Annotated in this window: 15 protein-coding genes; 12 read left to right on the top strand and 3 right to left on the bottom strand. The window is 61.9% G+C overall.

Annotated features, from left to right (window positions below; all coding sequences use genetic code 11):
* Nucleotide 1: 1 nt before the first annotated feature.
* The 3 genes from ACNOHI_RS14355 to ACNOHI_RS14345 form a co-directional block, all read right to left on the bottom strand.
* Nucleotides 2–208, bottom strand: coding sequence for a hypothetical protein (locus ACNOHI_RS14355; protein WP_420475349.1), 207 nt, complete (start codon nucleotides 206–208; stop codon nucleotides 2–4).
* Nucleotides 209–336: 128 nt separating this feature from the next.
* Entirely contained in the window at nucleotides 337–1,512 is a 1,176-nt protein-coding gene (locus ACNOHI_RS14350) for an HPP family protein (RefSeq protein ID WP_420475348.1), read from the bottom strand.
* A gap of 87 nt (nucleotides 1,513–1,599) precedes the next feature.
* Nucleotides 1,600–1,878, bottom strand: a complete 279-nt coding sequence (locus ACNOHI_RS14345; protein ID WP_420475347.1) for a hypothetical protein — start codon at nucleotides 1,876–1,878, stop codon at nucleotides 1,600–1,602.
* A 264-nt stretch (nucleotides 1,879–2,142) separates the two neighbouring features.
* Between ACNOHI_RS14345 and ACNOHI_RS14340 the strand changes: the two genes are divergently transcribed.
* From ACNOHI_RS14340 to ACNOHI_RS14285, 12 genes are all read left to right on the top strand, one after another.
* Nucleotides 2,143–3,171, top strand: a complete 1,029-nt coding sequence (locus tag ACNOHI_RS14340; protein WP_420475346.1) for an SDR family oxidoreductase — start codon at nucleotides 2,143–2,145, stop codon at nucleotides 3,169–3,171.
* Nucleotides 3,172–3,228: 57 nt separating this feature from the next.
* Entirely contained in the window at nucleotides 3,229–3,621 is a 393-nt protein-coding gene (locus tag ACNOHI_RS14335; protein WP_420475345.1) for a TraR/DksA family transcriptional regulator, read from the top strand.
* Nucleotides 3,622–3,720: 99 nt separating this feature from the next.
* The gene (locus ACNOHI_RS14330; protein WP_420475344.1) at nucleotides 3,721–4,734 is read left to right on the top strand and encodes an adenosine deaminase; all 1,014 of its coding nucleotides are present in this window, start codon (nucleotides 3,721–3,723) and stop codon (nucleotides 4,732–4,734) included.
* Nucleotides 4,735–4,838: 104 nt separating this feature from the next.
* The gene (locus tag ACNOHI_RS14325) at nucleotides 4,839–5,423 is read left to right on the top strand and encodes a DUF4126 domain-containing protein (RefSeq protein WP_420475343.1); all 585 of its coding nucleotides are present in this window, start codon (nucleotides 4,839–4,841) and stop codon (nucleotides 5,421–5,423) included.
* The gene (locus tag ACNOHI_RS14320; RefSeq protein WP_420475370.1) at nucleotides 5,423–7,924 is read left to right on the top strand and encodes an ABC transporter permease; all 2,502 of its coding nucleotides are present in this window, start codon (nucleotides 5,423–5,425) and stop codon (nucleotides 7,922–7,924) included. The genes ACNOHI_RS14325 and ACNOHI_RS14320 overlap by 1 nt, the downstream gene beginning before the upstream one ends.
* Before the next feature lie 554 nt (nucleotides 7,925–8,478).
* Nucleotides 8,479–9,618 (top strand): polysaccharide biosynthesis/export family protein, encoded by a 1,140-nt coding sequence (locus tag ACNOHI_RS14315; RefSeq protein ID WP_420475342.1) that lies wholly within the window; start codon nucleotides 8,479–8,481, stop codon nucleotides 9,616–9,618.
* 156 nt (nucleotides 9,619–9,774) lie between these two features.
* Nucleotides 9,775–12,027 (top strand): polysaccharide biosynthesis tyrosine autokinase, encoded by a 2,253-nt coding sequence (locus ACNOHI_RS14310; RefSeq protein WP_420475341.1) that lies wholly within the window; start codon nucleotides 9,775–9,777, stop codon nucleotides 12,025–12,027.
* 215 nt (nucleotides 12,028–12,242) lie between these two features.
* Entirely contained in the window at nucleotides 12,243–13,619 is a 1,377-nt protein-coding gene (locus ACNOHI_RS14305; protein ID WP_420475340.1) for a phosphomannomutase/phosphoglucomutase, read from the top strand.
* A 161-nt stretch (nucleotides 13,620–13,780) separates the two neighbouring features.
* Nucleotides 13,781–15,427, top strand: coding sequence for an FAD-dependent oxidoreductase (locus ACNOHI_RS14300; RefSeq protein ID WP_420475339.1), 1,647 nt, complete (start codon nucleotides 13,781–13,783; stop codon nucleotides 15,425–15,427).
* Between the two features lie 121 nt (nucleotides 15,428–15,548).
* On the top strand, nucleotides 15,549–16,577 hold the full coding sequence (gene galE, locus ACNOHI_RS14295; RefSeq protein WP_420475338.1) for a UDP-glucose 4-epimerase GalE: 1,029 nt from the start codon (nucleotides 15,549–15,551) through the stop codon (nucleotides 16,575–16,577).
* Between the two features lie 22 nt (nucleotides 16,578–16,599).
* Complete coding sequence (locus ACNOHI_RS14290; protein ID WP_420475337.1) at nucleotides 16,600–17,454, top strand: glycoside hydrolase family 16 protein; 855 nt, start codon at nucleotides 16,600–16,602, stop codon at nucleotides 17,452–17,454.
* A gap of 146 nt (nucleotides 17,455–17,600) precedes the next feature.
* Nucleotides 17,601–19,469 carry a glycoside hydrolase family 16 protein gene (locus ACNOHI_RS14285; RefSeq protein ID WP_420475336.1) on the top strand — a complete coding sequence of 623 codons (1,869 nt, stop codon included), beginning with the start codon at nucleotides 17,601–17,603 and terminating at the stop codon, nucleotides 19,467–19,469.
* The last annotated feature ends 242 nt before the right edge of the window (nucleotides 19,470–19,711 follow it).

Genomic DNA, 19,711 nt, shown 5'->3' with positions numbered 1-19,711 from the left:
GTCAGTTCTTCGTTGTCTTGACGTCATGCAGGTAGGAAAAGCGTGGACGCTCCTCTTCGGGCGTCGCACGGCGATCCGCATATTCCTGCTCTTCCACCACATCGATGTACTGACTGCCGTCCAAGGGGCGGCCGGCAAACGGGCTGGCGGGCGTATTTTTCTGAACGGCCTTTTTCGAATCGGCCTTGCGGGAAGAGTGGTGTTTCATGACTGGTCCTTTCATGTCCCGTAACGGACTGAAATCGGCGTACCCGGCGGCGGACGGGTACCCGCCCCCGAGCCCTTCATTGCCATAGGACCAGTATAGACAGAATTCGGAGCGCTGCATGCGGCGGCCTAGGCCGCTTGCGCTGCGTCGGTGAGGCGGCCGCGATACAGCGCGGCAATCAGGTCCGACTGCGTAATCATCCCGGCCAGCCTGCGCTCATCGTCAAGCACCGGCACATGGTGCAGACCCATGTCGGAAAGCAATGGCACGAGTTCGACGATATGCATGTCGTGGCTTACGGTGCGCACGTTGCGCGTCATGATCTGTCCTACCACTTCCGCCTTCTCGGCATGCAGGCCCGGCGTGCGGCGGATGAAGTGGCGCAGCTTGGCGTCGAAGCCATCATAGACGTCGAGGTTGGCGTTTTTCATGAAGTCGACAAAGGTCACGATGCCGATCACGCGACGCGCCCGGTCGACAACGGGCAGGGCCTTCACCTTGTGCTTGCGCAGCAGCGACCAGGCTTCCTCGAGTTCGGTGGCAAATTCGACGGTGACGAGATCGCGCGACATGATGTCGGCGCAGGTGATCTCCTCGTAGCGGCGCTGGTAGGCCTGCATTTCCGCCTGCATGAACAGGGAGTTGAGTTCGTCGCGGCTGACGTCGAGCACCTCGTTGTACTTCTCGAGCACGGCGTCGAGGTCGTGTGGCGTGAAGCCGATCCGGTTCGTGGGCGGCGCGTCGGCGGTGTTGTGCTTGCTGGTATCCGCATGCGGATGGTGCGGGTAGCGATGGCGGGTGGCGTTGTTGAACACGAAGGCAACCGCCAGCAGGAGCAGCGAGTTGATGGCCACCGGCGATAGCGCAAAGCTGAATCCCGCTGCCTGGATTGCCGGCCCGCCGAGGACGGCAGTCAAGGCGATGGCGCCGCCGGGCGGATGCAGGCAGCGCAGGGCAAACATGGCGGCAATCGCGCTGGCTACGGCCAGCGCCGCCGCCAGTGCAGGATCGCCTACAAGATGGGCGCATGTCACGCCGATGGTCGCAGACAGCACGTTGCCGCCGAGTACGGGCCAGGGCTGCGCGAGCGGGCTGGAGGGCATGGCGAAGATGAGGACTGCCGATGCACCCATTGGTGCGATCAGCATCGGCAGTCCGGCGTCCGCGCCGAGGATCCAGCTACTGACCAGACCGGTCAGGAAAATTCCAAGGAGGGTGCCGCAGCAGGCGCGCAGGCGCTCGACGCCGCTGACGGCCATGGGTCGGGGCAGGGCGCCGCGCAGTACATCAAAAAACCTGGTCAATCAGTGCTCCGTTGACGAAAGCTGGCCAAAGCAGGCGAGTCTACACGAAATGCACTTTTTTGGTGCGCAGCAACACCGGGCCGGGGATCAGGCCTTGAGGTATCGCTTGACGCCGTTTTTTTTCAGGACTTCGCCCCAGGATTCGATGTGATAAATCTCCCCGACCTTGTGCAGGACGACGCCGAATTCTTCCCGCAGGCGTTGAACCTCGGCGTCGATGGTTTCCCGGTCGTGGCCGGTCAGGTCGGCGATGGCGGAGACGGTGGGCCGTTCGAGCAGGTCGATGGCGGAAAGGAGGACGAAAAGGCGGCGCGCATCGTGGATAGGGTATTGCGGGACGCCGAAATGATTTCTCGGAAAGTTCATTGCGATTCTCCTGCCTGTTGCCGGGCGCGCCCGGACTAGGCTTCTTATTGCATTGCGCTTGCCGTTGTGCCTTGGCATCGCTGGAGCGACGCCGCACTGACTGATTGTAGACCGAATCGGGAAGCCGCGCGGCGATGAAAAATTACGCACACGCGCGGTAAAAATTGCAGCGCCGCTGCCTGTTTTGCGCGATTGCACGGGGAGCAACCAGTGCGCGCGGCAGGCATGTTTTTCGCTGCGGCGATAGCGGAAAGGAGCGCCCTTATGAAATTGCAGCTGAAGAAGATTGCAGAGCAGGTCATGGTGATTACCGGTGCGACGAGCGGCATCGGCCTGACGACTGCGCGCAAGGCGGCCCAGCGCGGTGCAAGGCTTGTATTGGTGGCTCGCAACGAGGATGCACTGCGGCAGCTCGCGTTCGAACTGACCAAGCGCGGCAACGAGGTGATCCATGTGGTTGCCGATGTCGGCATCGAGGAAGACGTGCGCAAGGTGGCGCAGGCCGCGATCGATCGCTTCGGCGGGTTCGATACCTGGGTCAACAATGCGGGTGTCTCGATCTTCGGCAGGACCGAGGATATTTCCATGGAGGACCAGCGGCGCCTGTTCCAGACGAACTTCTGGGGCGTGGTCCACGGTTCGTTGATCGCGGCAAAGCATCTCCGGCAGCGCGGCGGCGCGATCATCAATATCGGCAGCGAAGTGTCCGACCACGCCTTGCCGCTGCAAGGCATGTACGCGGCGTCGAAGCACGCGGTCAAGGGCTTTACGGATTCCTTCCGCCTGGAGCTGGAAGAGGACAAAGCGCCGGTGGCCGTGACGCTCATCAAGCCCGCAGCCCTGGATACGATGTTCGTCGAGCATGCGAAGAACTACATGGCCGTCGAACCGCGCCTGCCGCCGCCGATTTATGCGCCCGATATTGCTGCCGACGCCATCCTCTATGCCGCCGAGAATTTCAAGCGCGATATCTTTGTCGGCGGAACGGCGAAACTGGCGTCGTCGACAGCGCACTATGCGCCGCGAACAATGGACAGCTACATGAAGCGCTTCATGTTTCGCCAGCAGAAGACTAGCGCGCCTGCACGCGATCGCACCCAGAACAGCCTGTATCACCCCGGACCGGACCTGCTGGAACGTCAGGGACTACCTGGTCCGGTTTTCGAATCGAGCCTGTACACGAGCGCCGCAATCCGGCCGCGCATTGTCACTGCGATGATGTTTGGCGTTGGACTTGCCATTGCCGCCTGGTGGCGGATGCGGCCGCAGCCGTCCGGTATGCGGCCGGGCTGAAAGGGCCACGCGCCGCCGCGGCGGCATTGATCACTTCGTTATTCCGAGAGACACGCCATGTCAAACCTGAGCGATGGCCAACTTGCCGAACTTAAACAGATGCTGGACGACCGCTTCAAGGAACTCAGCGCCGAGCTGGACCGGGAAGTGAGCGAGCAGGACGACTACCTGGATGTCGCGACCGAAGCACCGGATCCCGGCGATTCGTCGTTCGCCAACCTCGCGGTCGATCTTGGCAACGCTGCGATCACCCGCGACATCGTCGAGTTGCGCGCCATTGAGGCGGCACGCATCCGCATGGAGAACGATACTTACGGCGACTGCGTGACCTGCGAAACGGAAATCCCGTACGAACGTCTCAAGGTGCAGCCGACTGCTGAGCGCTGCGCACCATGCCAGGAGGCATGGGAAAAGACCCATGCCGAAGGCGGACGGGGTGCCACGATGTAAGTATCCGGGGAGTATCGCCCGAGTGATTCGGTGTTCCCGCATCCGCCCCTTGTTACCGTACAATCGCTGCATAATTCACGGTAAAAGGAGGACGGGAAAATGGATGCCGCACTACGCGAAACCCTCAAGCAGATGCCCAAGGCGGAGCTGCACATGCATATTGAAGGCTCGCTCGAGCCTGAACTGATTTTCGCCCTGGCCGAGCGCAACCAGGTCAAGCTGAACTATGCCTCCGTCGAGGACTTGCGTCGCGCCTATGCATTCACCGACCTGCAATCCTTTCTCGATATTTATTACGCGGGTGCCAGCGTGCTGCTGAAGGAGCAGGATTTCTACGACATGACCTGGGCCTACCTGCGGCGCGCCCATGCCGACAACGTCCGCCATACCGAAATCTTTTTCGATCCGCAGACGCACACCGAGCGCGGCGTTCCCTTCGCAACCGCCATCAATGGCATCCATCGTGCGCTCAAGGATGCGCAGTCGGAATGGGGGATGAGCTCGGCGCTGATCATGTGCTTCCTGCGCCATCTGTCGGAAGAGGCCGCGTTCGACACGCTGGAGCAATCGATGCCGCATCGTGACAAGTTTGTCGGTGTCGGACTGGATTCCTCCGAGCGCGGCCATCCGCCGGAGAAGTTTGCGCGTGTGTTTGCGCGATGCAAGGAGCTGGGACTGCGCCTGGTGGCGCACGCGGGCGAGGAGGGACCGCCGGAATACATCCGCACCGCGCTCGACCTGCTCAAGGTGGAACGCATTGACCATGGGGTGCGCTGTCTTGAGGACCCGGCGCTGACGCAACGCCTCGCGCGCGAAAAAATGCCGCTCACCGTCTGCCCGCTGTCCAATATCAAGTTGCGTGTGTTCGACAAGGTCGCGGATCACAATATGCTGAAGCTTCTGGATGCCGGTCTTGTCGTGACGGTCAACTCGGATGACCCGGCCTATTTTGGCGGCTACGTGAACGAGAATTTCCTGCAGATGTTCGAGGCTTTGCCGCTGGACAAGAATCATGCGTACCAATTGGCGCGCAACAGCTTTTCCGCGTCTTTCCTCGATGCGCAGGCCAAGCAGAAATACCTGAACGAAGTGGACGCATTCTTCGAGCAGTAACCACCCTCAAGAGGGTTCGATGAAAGATGCCGCGTTGCCCGTCGTGTTCCAGCTGCCGGTGATTCGCCGGCGGCGGATGTTCCTGTGTCACAGCAGGAGGGACAATGGCTGAGACACTGTCCGCCGCTGCGCTGGCAGGAGGATTGTCGTGGGCCAGCGGCATCCGGCTCTACATGACGCTGTTTGTCGCCGGCTGGTTCGGCCGCGCAGGCTGGATTGATTTGCCGCCGGCGCTCGAAGTACTGCAATCGCCGTGGGTCATGGCCGTCACCGGCGCGCTGCTGCTGGTGGAATTCCTTGCCGACAAGGTGCCAGGCATCGATTCCGCATGGGATGCGGTACAGACCTTTATCCGCGTGCCCGCGGGCGCCGTGATCGGCGCTGCCGCGCTGGGGGAAATGGGCGCCGAGTGGACGGCCATCGCGGCGCTGCTCGGCGGCACCTTTGCCGCGGGCGCGCATGTGACCAAGGCGGGAAGCCGTGCGCTGATCAATACTTCCCCTGAGCCGTTCAGCAACTGGGCAGCCTCGTTTACAGAGGACGTCGCGGTGCTGGGCGGACTGTGGATGGCTTTCTTCCATCCGCTGGTGCTGTTCGCTTTCCTGATCGCATTTTTCCTCGTTGCATTGTGGCTGATGCCGAAGCTGTGGCGCGGCCTTCGATGGCTTTTCCGAAAGTTGAGTACCTGATGCTGAAACAGGCATTGCTGATGACCCGCCGCGACTGGCGGGCGGGAGAACTTCGTTTCCTGCTGGTGGCGATGATCGTGGCGGTTGCCTCGCTGTCGTCCGTTGGATTCTTTGTCGATCGGATGCGTGCCGGCTTGAGCCGCGATGCGCACAGGCTTCTCGGTGCGGATCTCGTCATCAATGCCGACCAGCCCATCCACCAAGCATGGCGCGAGGAGGCGCAGAAGCGCGGACTGACGCTGGCCGATACCGTGACCTTCCCCAGCATGGCGCTGGCGGGCGAAGGGGACAATACGCGCTCGCAACTTGCGTCAGTGAAGTCGGTCTCGCCCGGCTATCCGCTGCGCGGCGCGCTCAGGATTGCGGATCAGCCGGAAGCGGCAGATGCGGAAACACGCGAAATTCCCGCTGCGGACACCGTCTGGGTCGATGCTGGTGTGCTGCAAGCGCTTGACGTCGCCGTGGGGGAAAGCCTCCGGCTCGGCGACAAGACCTTCCGCGTCGCCAAAGTGATCGCCGTCGAACCGGATCGCGGCGCGGGGTTCATCAACTTTGCACCGCGCGTCATGCTGCCGCTTGCTGACCTTCCCGCCACCAACCTGATCCAGTTCGGATCGCGTGTGATCTACCGCCTGCAAGTGGCAGGGGACACCGCGAAGGTTGCGGCCTTTCAGCGCTGGGTACAGGACCGGATCGAGAGTGACTACATCAAGGGCGTGCGACTCGAGTCGCTGGAATCCGGACGGCCGGAAATGCGGGCGACGCTCGATCGCGCCGAGCAATTCCTGTCGCTCGTGGGCCTGTTATCGGCCATGCTCGCGGCCATTGCGGTGGCGATGGCCGCGCGTCGTTTCATGCTGCGCCACATCGATGCCTGCGCCATGCTGCGCTGCCTCGGCCTGACGCAGAACCAGGTCACCACGATGTACCTGATCGAATTCGTGACGGTCGGCCTCGTCGGCAGCTTGCTCGGCGCGGCAGTAGGATTTGCGGCGCATTTCGTGTTGCTGGAATGGCTGGCCCGCCTCGTGACCAACACCCTGCCGCCGGCGAGTGTGATTCCTGCGTTGCAAGGCGTGGTGACAGGTCTGGTGTTGCTCGTCGGATTCGCGATTCCGCCCATCCTCCAGCTGCGCAACGTGCCGCACAACCGCGTGATCCGTCGCGAACAGGACGCGCCGCAGCCAGTCACCGTGGCGACGTATGCACTCGGCCTGACTGCCTTCATCGGCTTGCTCCTGTGGCAAGCCGGCGATCCGAAACTTGGCTTGCTGACGGCAGCGGGCTTTCTTGGCGGATTCGCCGCGTTTGCGCTTGTCGGCTACCTATGCGTGAAGTCCTTGCGCTTCCTGCGTCCCGCGCTCAACCACCCGGGCTGGCGTTTTGCCGTCACCGCATTGCAGCGCCGCACCGGCGCGACGGTCGTGCAGATCGTCGCCTTGTCGCTTGGCCTGATGGCATTGCTGCTGCTGACCGTGATCCGCGGCGACCTGGTCAGTGCCTGGCGCGAGTCCACGCCGCCGGATGCGCCGAACCGCTTCATCATCAACATCCAGCCTGAACAGAAGGCCGATATCGAGAAGCGGATTGCCGAGAACAGCCGCGGACGCAGCCTGCTCTACCCGATGATCCGCGGGCGGCTCGTGCAGGTGAACGACAAGGTGGTGACCGTGGACAGCTACGCCGAGGATCGCGCGCGGCGGCTCGTCGACCGCGAGTTCAACCTGTCCACCATGCGCGACATCCCCGAGCAGAACCAGGTCGTCGCCGGCCGCTGGTTCGACAACAGCAAGCCAGAAGCCTCGGTGGAGGAGGGACTGGCGAAGACGCTCGGACTGAAGCTCGGCGACCGCCTGCAGTTCGACATCGGCGGCCAGCATGTCGAAGCAACCATCACCAGCTTGCGCAAACTCGAGTGGGGCTCGATGCGCGTCAATTTTTTCGTGATCCTCAATCCGTCGATCATGAAAAACATGCCGCAGACATGGATCACCGCGTTCCATCTGCCCGCCGACAAGACGGGCTTCATCAACCGGCTCACGCGTGACTATCCGAACCTCACCGTGGTCGATGTGGGCAGCATGATCAAGCAGGTGCAGGGCGTGGTCGACCAGGTGATCTCGGCAGTCGAATTCCTGTTCCTGTTCACGCTGGCGTCAGGCGTGCTCGTGCTGTATGCGGCGCTCGTCGGTTCGCAGGATGAGCGCATCCGCGAATCGGGACTGCTGCGTGCGCTCGGCGCTACGCGCACGCAGCTGTCGCAATCGCAATGGATCGAGTTCGCGCTCGTTGGCGGACTGGCCGGCATGCTCGCGGCGAGCGGGGCTGCAGCAGTGGGCTGGGCGCTGGCGAAATTCGTGTTCAACTTCGAATGGAGCTTCAGTCCGGTCGTGTGGCTCGCCGGTTTGTTCGTCGGCTCGCTGTGCGCCTTTGTCGGCGGCTGGGTCGGCCTGCGCAATGTGCTGAGTCAGCCTCCATTGCAAACCCTGCGCGGCACCTGATTTCCGCTTACCGCAGAACAACTTCCCTGCCGTCATCTTCCCAGAGTGAAGGGACTTAATTTCGATTAAGTCCCTTCGCGTTTCTGCGTGCTTTTTCGCAAGGTTGCCCACGCGCCTTGCTCCTATCTTCATTGCTGTAGAGCTGCAGCATCAATGTAACGAAACCTTTCGGCATCGCGTTGCAAAACGCTTGTGCGTTGCGCAGTGCGTCCCTATGAAAAACGCATCGATTGGAACAAAACAACGCTTTGATTCATGTGCTTTTCATATCTGGGTCGCCGTTGATGAGTGTCAAAACAGGCAGGAAGGGTAAACGTAAAGTTGTACATAAGATAAGCCTAGTCAACCGGCAATGAAAGAGATGGAGCGAGCCACTCACCACCTGCCAGCACGGCAAGCACTTGCCGGTGAATGTCGAAGACAGCGGCCCGCACGACGACATCTCGAAGATGCTTCTCTCAGCAAAAGCCAATCGGTCTTCATGGCCGGATCGTACTACTCAGTGGGGTAATCATATGCACTTCAAGTCCAAGGCATCTCTCAAGAGATGGAGTATGGTTGTTGTCATGCCATGGATTGCGGCGGGTTGCGCTTCCGTCGCACCGGGTCTGCACTTCAACGGATCGAACTACAGTTCGGGCACCAGCGCGCCTGATTCGACCGCCGCGGCAGGCGCGGAAAACATCAATCCTGTCTTGCGGCATATCACGCCGCAGCTTGTGCGGTCCGAACGCGAAGCGCGCGAAAAGCAGGTTTCCCAGGACATCAGCAAGCTGCTCGGCAAGCCGGGACCGTACACCATCGAGAGCGGCGACGTGTTGTCCATCGTCGTGTGGGATCACCCCGAGCTGTCCAACAGCGCTACCGTGGCAACGGCGGGTCCGGTCGGCCTCGGTGCCGACGCATCGACCTCGGCCACGACCGCGCCGCCGGCCGGCTTCATGGTGGACCACGAGGGCGTGATCCAGTTTCCGTACGCTGGCCCGCTCAAGGTGGCGGGACTGACGCAAGACCAGGCGCGCAACCTGTTGTCGACCAAGCTCGCCAAATACCTGAAGCAGCCGAAGGTCACGCTTCGCGTGCAATCCTTCCGCAGCAAGCGTGTGTATGTCGACGGCGAAGTGAAGAACCCCGGACTGCAGGCCATCAACGATATTCCGATGACATTGGTCGAGGCCATCAACCGCGCGGGCGGCGTACTCCCGACGGGCGACCAGAGCCAGATCATCGTCAATCGCAACGGCACCAACTACTACATCAACCTCCCACAGCTCGTGCAGCGTGGCATCAATCCCGCCAGCATCATGCTGACCAGCGGCGACGTCATCCGCGTACGCTCGCGGGATGAAAGCAAGGTCTTCGTCTCCGGTGAAGTCGTCAGCCCGCGTGCATTGCCGATGCATAACGGCAGCCTGACGCTGAATGAAGCGCTGGGCGAATCGGGCGGCATCAACCCGACCAGCGGCGACGGCAGCCAGATCTACGTGATCCGCAAGCAGGGCGCTGAACAGGTGGTATACCAGCTGGATGGACGCTCGCCGGGTGCGCTTGCCATGGCAGAGGGTTTCGAACTGTCGCCCAAGGATGTCGTGTATGTCGCCGCGACACCGCTGGCCAACTGGCACCGCTCCATCAGCCTGATCCTGCCGGGCGCCTTGTCGTCCGCAGTTGGCGCGGTCGGTCCCGCGCGTTAGCAGTGATACCGGCACGGCGATGCCGTGCCGGGGGTGAAGGATGCCCTCCGGATGAATCGGGCATCCCGCCCGGATCGTGCCAAGGCTGCGACGGTTCGACAGGAAAGTCCAATCCCGCTCAGCAAGTCACCGAACTAACAACAAGCGAAGAATCCTATGATGAATCAATCCATACCTCTGCTGACCGGCCCGGCCCGGCCGCAAGAAAACGAAGCCGAGCTATCGACGTATCTCGACGTCCTGTGGGAGAACCGGTGGCTGATCGCAACCATTACGCTGGTCGCCACACTGATCGGCGCGGCGTATGCGTTCCTCACGACGCCGGTCTACCAGGCGAACATGCTGATCCACGTCGAGGAAGAGGGCCCGTCCAAGTCGCAGAACATCGTCGGCGACCTGCAGTCCATGTTTGACGTCAAGACCTCGGCACTGGCGGAGATGGAGCTGCTGCAATCGCGCCTCGTGGTGTCCCGCGCGACGGACAACCTGCGGCTGTATATCAACGCCGGACCGAAGCGCATCCCGGTGATCGGCAACTGGCTGGCGGAGCGCAACAAGCAACTTTCCACGCCCGGCCTGTTCGGCTGGGGCGGCTATACCTGGGGTGCCGAGAAGATCGACGTCGCTGTCTTCAACGTGCCCGAGACGCTGCTCAACCGCGAGTTCTCGCTGATCGCCCTGCCGAATAACGAATTCCGACTGCTGCAGCAGGAGCAGGGGATCGATCTCAAGGCGCGTGTCGGTGAAACCGCGATCTTCGAGCTGCCGAAGGGCACGATCGAGATTCGCGTCAACCAGCTTGAAGGCAAGCCGGGTGCGGAATTCCTGATGTCGCGCAGCTCGCGCTTGGCAACGATCGAAGGCATCCAGAATTCCATGAAGGTCGAGGAGCTCGGCGGCAAGCAGTCCGGCGTCATTGGCGCCAGCCTGCGTGGCGATGATCCGCGCATGGTGCATACCGTGCTCAATGAGATCAGCAAGGAATATGTGCGCCAGAATTCCGCGCGCAAGACGGAAGAAGCGGAGAAGTCGCTTGCCTACCTGAACAAGCAGCTGCCCGAGATCAAGGGCCAGCTCGAACAGGCCGAGGCGAAGTACAACGCTTTCCGCAACCAGAACGGCACGGTCGACCTGGGCGAAGAGTCGAAGCTGACCTTGCAGCAGTCGTCCGCTGCCAAGCTGAAGAAGATGGAACTGCAGCAGAAGAAGATCGAACTGCTGGCGCGTTACACCGACGAGCATCCGGCCGTGCAAGGCATCGACAGCCAGCTCAAGGAAATCAACGGCCAGATCTCCGCAATGAACGACCACATCAAGCAGCTGCCGTCGCTTGAGCAGAACCTGCTGCGCCTGCAACGCGAAGTGAAGGTCAACACCGAGCTGTACACCGCACTGCTGAACACCTCGCAGCAACTGCGCCTGATCACCGTGGGCAAGGTCAGCAATGTCCGCCTGGTCGACTCGCCGATGCTGCCTGAGAAGCCGGTCAAGCCGAACCGTCCGGTCGTGCTGGCGCTAGCGCTGCTGGCTGGCCTGTTCCTTGGTGTGGTCGCCGCATTCTTCCGCAAGTCCCTGGCGGGTGCCGTCGATTCGCCGGAGGAAGTGGAGAACATCGCGGGCATCCCGGTCTATGCGACCATCCCGCACAGCAAGAAGCAGCGCGAGCTGTACCAGCAGGTCAATGCCAAGCACCAGAAGGTGCCGCTCCTGGCGAACGTGTCGTCCACCGACGTCGCGGTCGAAAGCCTGCGCAACTTCCGTACGGCGCTGCAATTCTCGATGCCGCAGTTCAAGAACAACATTGTCTTGATCACCGGCGCGACGCCGGGCATGGGCAAGTCCTTCGTCTCCGCCAACCTCGCCGCAATCATGGCGGCGACCGGCAAGAAGGTGCTGCTGATCGATGCCGACCTGCGCAACGGCCTGCTGCACCTGTACTTTGGCTTCGGCCGCCATGACGGCCTGTCGGATGCCATCGCCGGCGCACGCCGCCTCGACCAGGTGATCCATCACGGCGTGATCGAGAACATGGACTTCATCACGACCGGCACCTTGCCGCAGCATCCGTCCGAGCTGCTGCTGCGTCCGAACTTCGGCACCTTCCTGCAGGAGCTGTCGGCGCGCTACGACCTGGTGCTGATCGATGCGCCGCCGATCCTGGCTGTCGCGGACACCATGATCATCGGTTCGCATTGCGGCGCGATCTACATCATGACCCGTGCGGGTGTGACGACGCCGGGCGAGATCAACGAGTCGATGAAGCGGCTTGCGCAGGCGGGTCTGGAAGCGAAGGGTGTGTTGTTCAACGACCTGAAAGTGCGTCCGGGACGTTACGGTTATGGCTATACCTACGGTAAGTATGGGTACAACCAGCGGCCGGGGAATACGCCGTTGATCGAGGCGTCGTGATGGTTCAGATGTGTGGGCGGGCGTGCTCATGAAGCTGATGCTCACCCAACCGTAATCCGTCATCCCCGCGCAGGCGGGGATCCATGGGGAGACAGTCATCACTGGCTCCCTGTGGGTTCCCGCCTTCGCGGGAACGACGGGGAATTTGAGTATCAACTTTGAAGACCCGCCTTCAAGCAAGTTCAGTTACATCCTTCATTTCTCATCTACCTAACGTGCTCTCCATCTCCCCCAGCATCTTCAAGGCCTACGACATCCGCGGCATCGTCGGCAAGACCCTCGACATCGGTATCGCCAGGCAGATCGGCCAGGCCTTCGGCACAGCCGCCCGCATCAAGGGTGAGCAAACCGTCGTCATCGGCCGCGACGGCCGCCTGTCCGGCCCGGAACTTTCCGCCGCGCTCGCCTCCGGCCTGCAGCGCGCCGGCATCAACGTGATCGACCTCGGCGTGGTCGCCACGCCCATGGTGTATTTCGCGACCCAGGTACTGGAAGCGACCTCCGGCATCATGGTCACCGGCAGCCACAACCCGCCTGACTACAACGGCTTCAAGATGGTGCTGGCCAGCGAAGCGATTTATGGCGACGCCATCCAGGGCCTGTACCAGACCATCGTGCGCGGCGACTTTGCCACCGGCAACGGCAGCTACGGCACGCATGACATCAGGCAGGCCTACATCGAGCGCATCGCAGGCGATGTGAAGACCAGCCGCAAGATGAAGATCGCGGTCGATTGCGGCAATGGCGTGGCCGGTGCCTTCGCGCCCGAGCTGTACCGCGCCATGGGTTGCGAGGTGATCGAACTGTTCTGCGAAGTCGACGGCAATTTCCCCAACCACCATCCCGATCCGGCGCATCCGGAAAACCTGCAGGACCTGATCCGCTGCCTGAAGGAAACCGATGCCGAAATCGGCCTGGCCTTCGACGGCGATGGCGACCGCCTGGGCGTGGTGACCAAGGATGGCCAGATCATTTATCCGGACCGCCAGCTGATGCTGTTTGCCAAGGATGTGCTCACGCGCCATCCGGGCAAGGAAATCCTGTACGACGTCAAATGCACGCGCCATATCGGGCCGTGGGTGAAGAAGCATGGCGGCGTGCCGCTGATGTGGAAGACCGGGCATTCGCTGGTGAAGGCCAAGCTGCGCGAAACCGGGGCGCCGCTGGGCGGCGAGATGAGCGGGCATGTGTTCTTCAAGGACCGCTGGTACGGCTTCGACGATGGGCTGTATGCCGGCGCGCGCCTGCTGGAACTGCTCACGCGCATGGATGACCCGTCGGCGGAACTGAATGCGCTGCCGCAAGCGTCGAGCACGCCGGAACTGCACCTGCACCTGGAAGAGGGCGAGAACGTACAGCTGATCGGCAAGCTGCAGCAGGAAGCGACGTTCCCGGATGCGGAGCAGATCGTGACGATCGACGGTTTGCGTGTGGAGTATGCGGACGGTTTCGGCCTGGCGCGTTCGTCCAACACGACGCCGGTGGTCGTGATGCGCTTCGAGGGTGAATCGGCCGAGGCGCTCAAGCGCATCCAGGAGGAGTTCAAGAGGGCGATCCTTGCCGTCAAACCAGATGCGTCCTTGTCTTTCTGATGAGGAGACAGATATTGACGCGCGGCATTGTGACAACTTTCTAACGCACATCAAAACGGCGTAAGCATTTGCCAACTATCTTCAGACCATCTGGTTGCGCAAAGCATGCGCGCATTGGTTATCGGGGATGACTTTTCTCACTGTAGGGAAGCAGAAGAATAATGTTTATTGACACTCGAAGAGTCGAACAGGGGTCCGTCGTTCAATCGACGGTGTGCATCATCGGCGGGGGCGTCGCAGGCATCACCCTCGCGATGGAACTGGACAAGCAGGGCATCGATGTCTGCCTTCTCGAAAGCGGCGGTTTTGCGCCCGACGACGGTACGCGCGATCTCTATCGCGGCGAGGACGTAGGCGAGTGGCGCTACAACTTTGCCGACGGCAGCCGTAGCCGCTTCCTCGGCGGCAGCAGCAATTGCTGGGGCGGATGGTGCAGGCCGCTCGACCCGTGGGACTTCGAGAAGCGCGACTGGGTCGACCACAGCGGCTGGCCCTTCGGCCTGAGCGAACTGGCGCCGTATTACGACCGCACCCATGCGCTACTCAAACTGGGCCCGAACAATTTCGACCCCGATTTCTGGGAGCGATCGATCGGGCGACCGGACGTTCGCCGGATGCCGCTCGTGAGCGGGAAGATCCGCGACACCATTTCCCAGTTCAGTCCCCCGGCACGCTTCGGCAAGCTGTACCGCGAGACGCTCAAGCAGTCCCAGCGCATCCGCGTCTACCTCTATGCGAACGCCACGAATATCGACACTGACCGCCAGGGCCAGAACGTCACGCGCATCCAAGTCGCGACGCTGACGGGCAGGTACATGGAGGTCAAGGCCAAGCATTACGTGCTCGCGACGGGCGGCATCGAGAATGCGCGCCTGCTGCTGGCGTCCAACAAGATCCTGCCGTGCGGACTGGGCAACGGCAATGATCTGGTCGGCCGCTTCTTCATGGACCATCCACGCCTGATCACGGGCAGCATCCGCTTCGCCGACGAATGGGCACGCAACAAGCTGTCCGACGTGAAGTACCACTACATGAACGCTGCGGTCGCCGCGCACGGCACGCACGTCGCGCACCAGTTCGCGCTCACGCCGGAAGTGCTGCAGGAAGAGGGCATCCTCAATGCGCGCGTCTGGTTCAATTCCATTTTCCCGGGCGAAGGCAGCGAAGGCGCGCAGGCGCTGTTCCGCATCAAGCAGGCCATGCTGCAGAAGGACCAGGAAGACTGGAACCTGGGCAAGGACATCCTGACCATGGTGACCCATCCGCTGGATACGCTGGGCTACGGCTATACGCGCCTGTTCCAGCCGCGCTGGCTGATCAAGGGCGTCAAGTTCCAGCTCATCGTGGAACCGGAACCGGATCCGAACAGCCGCGTCATGCTGTCGCCGTCCCAGAAGGACCAGCTCGGCATGAACCGCGTGCGTGTCGACTGGCGCCTGACTTCGAAGGTGAAGCGCACCTTCGACCGCACGCTGGCATTGCTGGCGGAAGACATGCGCAAGAGCGGCGTTGCCCAGGTGGAGCTCGATACGCCGCTGGAAGGCCGCAAGTGGCCGTCCGACCTGGAAGGCACCTGGCATCACATGGGCACCACACGCATGCACGATTCGCCGAAATATGGCGTGGTCGACCGCAACTGCCAGGTGCACGGGATGTCCAACCTGTTCGTTGCCGGCAGTTCCGTCTTCCCGACCGCCGGTGCGAATTTCCCGACCATCACGCTTGCCGCGCTCGCGTTCCGCCTTTCCGAACACCTCGTCAGGGAGATCCGCAACTCCAGCAGCCCTTTGGCCATGGAGGCGGCGTAACGACCAACGGATAGGCGGCGACAGCGCATAGAACGGGCAGCGGCAACGTACCGCTGCCTGCGCGATCGTTCATCCATTCGGGAAGCGCCAAACCCACCTCTTACGACCGGAGCACCGCTGCATGACCAGCCCCAAGACCATTCTCGTGACCGGCGCTGCCGGCTATATCGGCTCGCATACCTGCGTCGAGCTGCTGTCGTCGGGCTACGCCGTCGTCGCGCTCGACAACCTTTGCAACAGTTCAATGGAATCCCTGGCGCGGGTGGAACGCATCACCGGCCATGTGATTCCGTTCTATGAAGCCGACGTGCGCGACCGGGCAGCATTGGCCGCAATCCTGAAGACGCATCGCGTCGATGCAGCCATCCACTTCGCCGGTCTGAAGGCCGTTGGTGAATCTGTTGCGCAACCGCTCGATTATGTTGAAAACAATGTTGGCGGATCGGTCACGTTGCTGCAGGCCCTTGGCGCAGCCGGAGTGAAGAAATTCCTGTTCAGTTCTTCCGCTACCGTGTACGGCGATCCGGAAACGGTGCCGATCACCGAATCGGCTCGCTTGTCGGTCACCAATCCCTACGGTCGCTCCAAGCTGATGGTCGAGCAGGTGCTCGAGGACCTCGGCAAGTCCGATCCGGAATGGGCGATCGGCGCGCTGCGCTATTTCAATCCGGCGGGCGCGCATCCCAGCGGTTTGATTGGCGAAGACCCGCGCGGCATTCCCAACAACCTGATGCCCTACATTGCCCAGGTGGCGGTCGGTCGGCGGGAGAAGCTCTCTGTCTTTGGCGATGACTATCCGACGACGGATGGTACGGGCGTGCGCGATTACATCCACGTGGTGGACCTCGCCCGCGGGCATCTTGCTGCGCTGGCCGAATTGTTTCGCTCCGGGCGCAGTTTCACGCTTAACCTCGGCACCGGGCGTGGCTACAGCGTGCTGGAAATGGTCCGGGCCTTCGAAGAGGCAAGCGGACGCAAGATCCCGTACCAGATTACCGCGCGCAGGCCGGGAGACATCGCGGTGTGCTATGCGGATCCCGGCAATGCCTTCCATGTGCTCGACTGGCGCGCACGGCTCGGCCTGGCGGAAATGTGCGCCGACCATTGGCGCTGGCAGAGCATGAATCCGAACGGTTACCAGCCGTCCTGATCGGCGGCAGAAGCGCTCGCATATGAAACGATTCCTCCACCTCGTGTTGTCCTGTACGTTCGCCGTGGCCGGTTTCTCTGCCTGCGGCGAAGAGCCCGCCTTCGACGCACAAAAGGTGGCGGCGCTGGCGGCAAAATCCAAGCGTGGCGATTCCAGTGCCGCGAAGGCGCCTTACGGGCAAAAGGCCTCCGACTATGTGCTGACCTTCGCCGACGAATTCGACAGCTTCAACCCGGCGGTATGGAACGACCACATCTGGTACGAAAAGCCCAATCCGACGAAGAACTTCACAGTCGAGAAGGGCGTGCTGAAGATCTGGCCGCAGCGCGACGCGACCGGCAAGTTCTTCAATCGCACGCTCGACACGGATGGCAGGTTCGAACAGAAATACGGCTACTTCGAAATGGAGGCGAAACTCCCGCGCGGGAAGGGGACGTGGCCGGCGTTCTGGCTGTTCGCCCATCCCGGCAACCGCCGGCCGGAAATCGACATCATGGAAGCTTACCCGGGCGGCATCGATCCCTGGGGTTACACGGATGATGCGGGCGTGTCGCGGCCGACCGCCTATGGCGCTACGGTCTGGCTGGATGAAGGCGTGTCCGCGGGCACGCGACAGTACGACGCCCGGATGGATCTCTCCGCCAAATTCCACAAGTACGCCGCGAAATGGGAGCCGGGCAAGGTCACGTTCTACCTTGACGGCAAGGAAACCTATTCCGTGGAAGCCAACATGAATGACAAGATGTATATCCTTGTCGACCTCTGGTTCGGCAGCTCCAGCGGTGAACCCGATGAAAGCACGCCGACGGGAAAAGCGAATGCATTCGAAGTGAATTACATCCGGGCCTGGCAATTCAGGAATCGCGAACCGAACTGATTCCACGTTGGCATGCCATTCCGCAAACGAAGAAATACGCCCTGAAACCCCTCTACTTCGCGAGGAACCATTTCCGAAGGGCAATGCTCTTAAGAAACTCTTGCCGCCAATAAATCGCGTCGGCAGTCGTCTTCTTAGGGGCCATCGTGTCGAACTACTCACATCACCACTTTTCCGTGGCCGCGCTGTCGAGCGCCTGCGCCGCGGTGCTTCTTGCCGCCTGTGGCGGCAGCTCCGTCGAACCCGCCAGCAGCGTCATGTCCGCTGAAGCCGGTGCGGTCATGATGCCGGAAACAACCGTCGTCACCAGCTGGACGCGCTGTGCGTCCGAATACGGCACATGCACCTTCACCGGCACGCGCCAGGTGCGTTACGGCCTGGGCGACCGCTGGGCCACGCGCACGGCCACCGGTTCAATCGCCTGCAACAACACTGTCTTCGGCGACCCGTACCCGGGCGCAAACAAGGTGTGTGAATACGCGACGACGACCGAAGCCCCCGCACCGGCACCTGTGCCCGCACCAGCTCCGGCGACAACCGCGCCTACCACGACGACTTCCTGGACGCGCTGCGCGACCGAGTACGGCAACTGCAGCGTGCCCGGCACGACGCAGGTGCGTTATGGCCTCGACACGCGCTGGGCGACACGTACGGTGACCGGTTCCGTTGCCTGCAACAACACGGTCTTCGGCGATCCCTATCCGGGCGCAAGCAAGGTATGCGACTACGCGACGACGACGACTGCGCCCGCACCTGCTCCGTCCCCCTGGACCCGCTGCGCAAGCGAGTACGGCACCTGCACGTTCACCGGTACGCGCGAAGTGCGCTATGGCTTCGGCGACCGCTGGGCGACCCGCACCGCGACCGGCTCGATCGCCTGCAACAACACCGTCTTCGGTGATCCGTATCCCGGCGTTGCCAAGGTGTGCGAGTATTCCAGTACCACCACCACGGCTCCCGCGCCGGCACCAGCTCCGGCTCCCGCACCAGCTCCGGCTCCCGCACCTGCACCGGCCCCGGCCCCGGCCCCGGCCCCGACTTCCTGGACCCGCTGTGCCAGCGAATACGGCACTTGCACCTTCACCGGCACGCGTGAAGTGCGCTACGGGCTCGGCGACCGCTGGGCGACGCGCACGGCGACCGGCTCGATCGCCTGCAACAACACCGTGTTCGGTGATCCGTATCCGGGCGCAAACAAGGTGTGCGAATACTCCAGCACTACCACGACGGCGCCCGCGCCAGCACCGGCCCCCGCACCGGCTCCTGCGCCCGCACCGGCCCCTGCACCGGCTCCGGCACCGACAGTCGTCGCTCCGTTTGGACAGGATGCGACTGCCTACACCCTGACCTTCGCCGACGAGTTCAACAGCGGCTACAACACCAGCGTGTGGAACGACCACATCTGGTACGAGACATCCAACCCGACCAAGAACTATACGGTCGAAGACGGCAAGCTGAAGATCTGGCCGCAGCGTGATGCGTCGGGCAACTTCTTCAACCGCACCATCGATACCGATGGCAAGTTCTACCAGACCTACGGCTACTTCGAGATCGATGCCAAGCTCCCGGTTGGCAAAGGCACATGGCCTGCATTCTGGCTGTTCAACCATATCGGCACCCGTCGTCCGGAAATGGACGTGATGGAAGCGTACGCCGGCGGTGCGGCACCTTGGGGCTTCAAGGATTCCAGCGGCATCGCCCACCCGCAGGCTTACGCGCCGACGGTGTGGAAGGGGGATGTGGACGGCCAACTGGTCGGTACGCGCCAGTACGACACAGGCATGGATCTGTCGGCCGGCTTCCACAAGTACGCCGTGAAGTGGGAACCGAACAAGCAGACCTATTACTTCGATGGCAAGGAAGTGCTCGTGTTGAACACCACCTTCAGTGATCCGATGTACCTGATGCTGGACCTGTGGTTCGGCTCCGCCTCCGGCACGCCTGACAGCACGACACCGCAGGGCAAGACAAACTCGTATGAGATCAACTACATCCGTGCGTGGAAATTCAAGTAACTAGCATGCAAGCGAACCTCGCCGGGATGGTGAGGTTCGCAAGGTTCGAGCCTCCGCCTTGTGCGGGGTGTGTTTGAGGCCAGCGGAAACGCTGGCCTTTTTTTTATGCCTGCTTCACCACGCTTTTGCGGATTCATGCACAGGCGATAACGGAATCCTTGTTCCTTGCACCACAAAACGAAAAAACTCCCGCTAATTTCGGTGATCGTCGGAACCATTTTCCGAAGGGTAAGCTCCTAACA

This window comes from Noviherbaspirillum sp. ST9 (assembly GCF_048799745.1).
Taxonomy (GTDB): Bacteria; Pseudomonadota; Gammaproteobacteria; order Burkholderiales; family Burkholderiaceae_D; genus Noviherbaspirillum.
The sequence above is the reverse complement of the archived record's forward strand: the minus strand, read 5'-3'. Positions and strand labels throughout refer to the sequence as shown.